7 protein-coding genes are annotated in these 5,330 nt (G+C 71.4%); 4 read left to right on the forward strand and 3 right to left on the reverse strand.

The genetic code is table 11. The features are described from left to right. A partial coding sequence (locus LQV45_RS16985; RefSeq protein ID WP_230008035.1) for an aldose 1-epimerase family protein occupies positions 1-906 on the forward strand: 906 nt, incomplete at its 5' end. A gap of 58 nt (positions 907-964) precedes the next feature. Here LQV45_RS16985 and LQV45_RS16990 read toward each other — a convergent pair. Beyond that, positions 965-1,372 carry a glucose-6-phosphate dehydrogenase gene (locus LQV45_RS16990; protein ID WP_230008036.1) on the reverse strand — a complete coding sequence of 136 codons (408 nt, stop codon included), beginning with the start codon at positions 1,370-1,372 and terminating at the stop codon, positions 965-967. A gap of 174 nt (positions 1,373-1,546) precedes the next feature. Here LQV45_RS16990 and LQV45_RS16995 point away from each other — a divergent pair, with 174 nt between their 5' ends. Further along, a complete protein-coding gene (locus tag LQV45_RS16995; protein WP_230008037.1) occupies positions 1,547-2,971 on the forward strand; it encodes a flotillin family protein in 1,425 nt (474 codons plus the stop codon). 15 nt (positions 2,972-2,986) lie between these two features. Beyond that, entirely contained in the window at positions 2,987-3,808 is an 822-nt protein-coding gene (locus tag LQV45_RS17000) for a DNA-formamidopyrimidine glycosylase family protein (RefSeq protein ID WP_230008038.1), read from the forward strand. A gap of 137 nt (positions 3,809-3,945) precedes the next feature. Here LQV45_RS17000 and LQV45_RS17005 read toward each other — a convergent pair whose 3' ends face one another. After that, complete coding sequence (locus LQV45_RS17005) at positions 3,946-4,494, reverse strand: type 1 glutamine amidotransferase domain-containing protein (protein WP_230008039.1); 549 nt, start codon at positions 4,492-4,494, stop codon at positions 3,946-3,948. A gap of 153 nt (positions 4,495-4,647) precedes the next feature. Here LQV45_RS17005 and LQV45_RS35690 point away from each other — a divergent pair, with 153 nt between their 5' ends. Beyond that, a complete protein-coding gene (locus LQV45_RS35690) occupies positions 4,648-4,782 on the forward strand; it encodes a hypothetical protein (RefSeq protein ID WP_290370262.1) in 135 nt (44 codons plus the stop codon). A 12-nt stretch (positions 4,783-4,794) separates the two neighbouring features. On the opposite strand, the gene LQV45_RS17010 is transcribed toward LQV45_RS35690, so the two are convergent. After that, on the reverse strand, positions 4,795-5,330 hold a 536-nt coding region (locus LQV45_RS17010; protein WP_230008040.1), incomplete at its 5' end, for an MFS transporter.

A 5,330-nucleotide genomic window follows, 5' to 3' on the forward strand; every position in this document is an offset into this window, starting at 1 on the left:
GCCCACGGCTACGAAGCCGCCATCGCGAGCGTCGGCGCCTCCCTCCGCTCGCTCACGTACGAGGGTCGTGACCTCGTCGTGCCGTTCGACGCCGACGAGCTGCGCCCCGCCTACCGCGGCACGACGCTCGCGCCGTGGCCGAACCGCGTGGTCGACGGCATCCACCGCTTCGACGGCCAGGAGCACCAACTGCCGCTCACCGAACCGAAGCGCGGCCACGCGCTGCACGGGCTGCTGTCGTGGGTCGACTGGAACGTGCTCGAGGCGTCGGAGGATGCCGTCACGCTCACGGCGACCGTCCCGGCCCAGGCCGGCTACCCCTGGTGGCTCGTCGTGTCCACGACGTACCGACTGGGTGCCGACGGCCTCACGCAGACCGTCCGGGCGACGAACCTGTCGGACACGCCCGCGCCGTGGGGCACCGGCCCCCACCCGTACCTCGTCGGCGGTCCCGCCGCGCTGGACGAGTGGACGCTGGGCCTCCCGGCCGACACCGTGCTCGAGGTGACGCCCGACCGGCTGTCGCCGGTGGCTCTGGCATCCGTCACCGTCGACGCGGAGCGTTTCGACTTCCGCGACGCGCGCGTGCTCGGCGCCGTCGAGATCGACCACGCGTACACCGGCCTGATTCGGGATGCCGACGGCCGCACGACCGTCACCCTCACCGACCCGTCGGGCACGGGGGTGGCGATGAGCTGGGCCGAGGACTGCGCGTGGGTGCAGATCCACACGGCCGACCAGCCGACCGGACCCGGGACGCCCGGGCACCGCGCCGGGCTCGCGGTGGAACCGATGACGTGCGCACCCGACGCCTTCAACGACGACGCCTACGACTTCGCCACCGGCGTCGTCTCGCTCGACCCCGGTGCCTCGCACGAGGCAGGGTGGACCATTTCGGCACGCTGAGCCACGAACGACAGAACCGCCCCGTCGCACGCGACCGGGGCGGTTCTGTCGTGAAGCGTCAGACGACCTGTGCGCCGCACATGCCGCAGTCGCCGCCCGCCGAGACCTCGACGAAGCAGTCGGGGCACATCGTGCGCAACGGCCGGTCGCTCGGTGCCACGGGCTTGGGGCCGGCGACGCGGCGCTCGGCGCGCGGGGTGGACGCGCGCACCTTCTTGAGTTCGATCGGTGCCGGCGGGGCGGGGGCCGGCTCGGGCTTGTGTGCGGCGCAGTAGAAGCGCACGAAGCCGCCGTGGTGCTTGGGGTGGCGGTGCTTGACCGCCCACAGCTCACTGCGGTCGAACAACTCTCCCTCGGCTCCGCACCCGACGCAGCGGGTGGGCTCTCCGGGGACGACATCGGCGACGAGGACGGGAGCATCGAAGGCGATGGCATCCCGCCAATCCGACGAGGACACGATCTTCATGGGGGACCCTTCTTGCGGCGGTTCGGGCCGCCTCACCCTCCACGGTACGCGCCCTCACCGGCACGTGGTGACCTCCGGGGCGATCCGCGGGGGTGGACAGCCCCGGAGACCCTCCCGATAGGTTGGAGAGAATTCCCCCCGCGCCGCCCCGGCGGTGCCCATCGAAGGAGAAGCATGGAACTCGCCGCTCTGGGGGCGATCGGTCTCGTCGTCGTCATCGCTCTCGTCGTCGCCATCGTCGTCATCCTCATCGTCGCCGGCATCATTCGCGGGTGGTACCGCGTCGCGAAGGCCGACGAAGCCCTGGTCATCGTCGGTAAGCGCCAGAAGGCCGCCGACGGCAACTCGTCGCGCATCACCGTCATCACGGGCGGTGGCGCGATCGTCAACCCGCTGACCCAGCGCGGCGAGATGATCTCGCTGCGTGCCCGTCAGATCAAGATGGAGCCCACCGCGCAGTCGTCCACCGGTGTGACGGTCAACGTCAGCGGTGTCGCGCTGGTCAAGATCGGATCCGATCCCGAGTCCGTGCGCCGCGCGGCCGAGCGGTTCGCCTCGCAGGACAAGGCCATCGAGCAGTTCACGACCGAGCAGCTCGAGGGTGCGCTGCGCGGTGTCGTGGCCACGCTCACCGTCGAAGAGCTCATGCGCGACCGCCAGCGGCTGGCGGACCAGATCGCGGAAGGCATCAAGCAGGATTTGTCATCGCAGGGACTGATCCTCGACTCCTTCCAGATCCAGGGCATCACCGACACCAACGGCTACATCTCCGCGCTCGGAGCGACCGAGGTCGAGCGCGTCAAGCGCGAGGCGGAGGTCGCGCGCATCAATGCGGTGCGTGAGATCCGGGCGCGTCAGATCGCCACCGACGAGGCCAACCTCATCGAGCAGACCGCGCTCGACAAGAACAGCGCTGCGGCCAAGGCCGAGGTCGGTCGCGCCAACGCCGAGGCCGAGCAGGCGGAGGCCCTCACGCGTGCCGAGCGCCGGCAGGCCGTGCTGCAGCAGGAGGCGCAGAACACGCAGGCGCGCCTCGAGTCCGAGGTCGCCCGCGTCGCCGACGCCGACCTGTACCAGCGGCAGAAGGAAGCCGACGCCGAGGCGTACGCGCAGATCAAGGCGGCGCAGGCTCGCTCCGAGATCGCCGAGCAGGAGGCCGCCGCGGTGCGTGTGCGCGCCGAAGCCGACGCGCAGGCGGTGCGTCTGGCCGGTGAGGCCCGCGCCGAGGCGATCCGCGCCGAGGCCGAGGCCCTCTCGCACAACCAGGAGGCGTTGCTCGCGCAGCGCGCTCTCGAAGCGCTCGTGCCGATGATGGCGGAGTTCGCCAAGGGGTACGACCGCGTCGGCAACATCACCGTGCTCGGCGGCGAGGGTGCCAGCGGCCACCTCGCGGCCGAGTCGGCCACGGGCCTGCGATCGTCGTTCGAGGCGGTCCGGGCCGCCACCGGCATCGACCTGACCGCGATCATCCAGGGGCGGGCCGTCGCGGACGCCTTCGCCGACGCGTCTCGCCGCCCGTCCGAGACGAGCGCGACCACCGCGGCCGCACCGGCATCCACCTCGGGGACGTCGCCCACGGCGTCCGAGCCCGGGGCCTGACGAGGAACCTCGACGGTGCCCGAGGCGCCCGAGGTCGAGGCGCTCACGCGGTTCTTGCGTGAGCGCCTCACCGGCCGCGTCGTGCGCGGCGTCGAGCTGACCGAGTTCCGCGCCCTCAAGACCCGCGCGCGACCACTCGACGAGATCGTCGGCCGCGCCGTCGGGAGCGTCGATCGGTACGGCAAGCACATCGACCTCGACGCCGACGGCACCCACCTCTCGATCGGCTTCGGTCGCGCGGGATGGGCGACGTGGAGCGACGACGCAACGGCATCCGATCCTCCCGCCAACGGCGCGGCGCTGATCGCGCGCGTGACGTTCGACGACGGCGTGCTCGGCATTACCGACGCGGGGCAGTGGCTGTCGGTGCAGCTGCACGTCGTAGCCGCGCCCGGCGACGTGCCGGCGGTCGCGAAACTCGGACCGGATGCCGCCGACCCGGGTTTCTCCCGCGAGGCGCTCGTCACCGCGCTCGGTCGACGACGCAAACAGCTCAAGGCGCTGCTGCAGGAGCAGGAGTCTCTCGCGGGGATCGGCAACGCCTACTCGGACGAGATCCTCTACGTCGCGCGGCTGTCTCCCGTGGCCCAGGCCGCCTCGCTGAGCGACGACGAGGTCACGCGGCTGCACACGGCGGTGCGCGAGGTCCTGGACGGCGCCGTCGCCGCGCGTGACGGCATCCCGATCGCCGAGCAGAAGGCGGCGAAGGTCGCGTCGATGCGGGTGCACGGCCGGACGGGCGAGCCCTGTCCCGACTGCGGCGGCACGATCGAGGACATCCCCGGGACGAAGGGCGGCGCTCAGTACTGCCCGTCCTGCCAGCCGCTCTCCGTCTGACCGGTGGGAGGGGGCGCGGCGCCCGAAACCGCGAGACTGCACCCGCCTGACAACTCCCCTGCAGCGTGCAGTGGGGATGTCAGCCGGATGCAGTCTCGGCGTGCGGGCGCCGCGGCCAGCGGGGCCCGGGGTGCGGGTCAGGCCGTCTGGCCGGAGTGCTTTCCCTCGGCGACCTCTTCGACGAGCTTCGCGTTGAACGCGGGCAGGTCGTCGGGGTTGCGGCTCGAGACGAGGCCCTGGTCGACGTGGACCTCCTCGTCGACCCACGTGGCGCCGGCGTTGCGCAGGTCGGTCTGCAGCGTCGGGTAGCTCGTGAGCGTGCGGCCCGTCAACACGTCGGCCTCGGTGAGGATCCAGCCACCGTGGCAGATGACGGCGACCGGCTTGTGCTGGTCGAAGAACGCCCGCGCGAAGTGCACGGCATCCTTCACGATCCGGATGTCGTCGGCGTTCTGGACGCCGCCGGGCAGCACGAGTGCGTGGAAGTCATCGGCCGTCGCGGAACCAACGGGGAGGTCGACCTTCTGCTCGTGGCCCTTCTCTCCGGTGACGGTGCCGTCTGCGGGAGAGACCAGAACGGCCTCGGCGCCGGCCGCGGTGACGGCCTCCCAGGGGCTGGTGAGCTCGCTGTCTTCGAAGCCGTCGGTCAGAAGGAAGGCGATGCGCTTTCCGGTGAGGTCCGTCATGGGGACTCCTCTCGCTGGGGGTGGGGATTCCTCCACGCTAGAAAGAGGCCCTGACACCGGGACGGGGGTTGCGGATGCCGTGCCCTCCGGGTACCGCGGAAGTCCCGCGCACGACCGGCCCCCGTTCGTGCGCGCGGGCGTAGCATGGAGCGCATGTCCGGTGAGAGCACCCCCGAAACCGAGACCCCGTCGAAGCCCATCCTCACGCTTCTGACGCCCGAGGCCTCCGACGACGACCGCACCCCTCCCGCCTATCGGTGCGCAGGGGGCTCCTGCTCGATCGGGTGACCCCGATCGCGCTCAGTGCGCGAGCGGGACGCCGTCGATCTGGTCGGCGGGCTTGCGGATCAGGAACGCTCCGACGATGAGCGGCAGCGAGACGATCGCCGCGATCATGAACGCCATGCGCGCTCCCGCCGCGTCTCCTTCGAGTCCGCCGCCGCTCGACGCGGACACCGAGGACATCACGGTGACCAGCAGAGCGATTCCGGCGGCTCCGGCGACCTGCTGCACGGTGCCGACCACCGCGGAGCCGTAGGAGTAGAACTGCGGCGCGACCGAGCCGAGGGATGCCGTGAACAGGGGCGTGAACGACAGCGCAAGGCCGATCGACAGCACCGTCTGCGCGACGATGAGCAGCACGAACGACGTGTCCGTCCCCACCGTGGAGTAGAACCACAGCGTGCCGCTGGTGATGACGGCGCCGGGCACGAGGAGGACCTGCGTGCCGAAGCGATCGTAGAGCCGGCCGATGAGGGGCCCGGCCAGGCCCATCGCGAGCGACCCGGGGAGCACGGCCAGGCCGGTCTCGAGGGGGGTCTTCTCCAAGACGTTCT

This window comes from Microbacterium sp. Bi128 (assembly GCF_918698205.1).

Excerpts from the sequence above, each read along its gene's own strand:
- LQV45_RS16990 (WP_230008036.1), bottom strand. The coding sequence starts at position 1,372 with ATGAAGATCGTGTCCTCGTCGGATTGGCGGGATGCCATCGCCTTCGAT.
- LQV45_RS17005 (WP_230008039.1), bottom strand. The coding sequence starts at position 4,494 with ATGACGGACCTCACCGGAAAGCGCATCGCCTTCCTTCTGACCGACGGC.
- LQV45_RS35690 (WP_290370262.1), top strand. The coding sequence starts at position 4,648 with ATGTCCGGTGAGAGCACCCCCGAAACCGAGACCCCGTCGAAGCCCATC.
- LQV45_RS16995 (WP_230008037.1), top strand. The coding sequence starts at position 1,547 with ATGGAACTCGCCGCTCTGGGGGCGATCGGTCTCGTCGTCGTCATCGCT.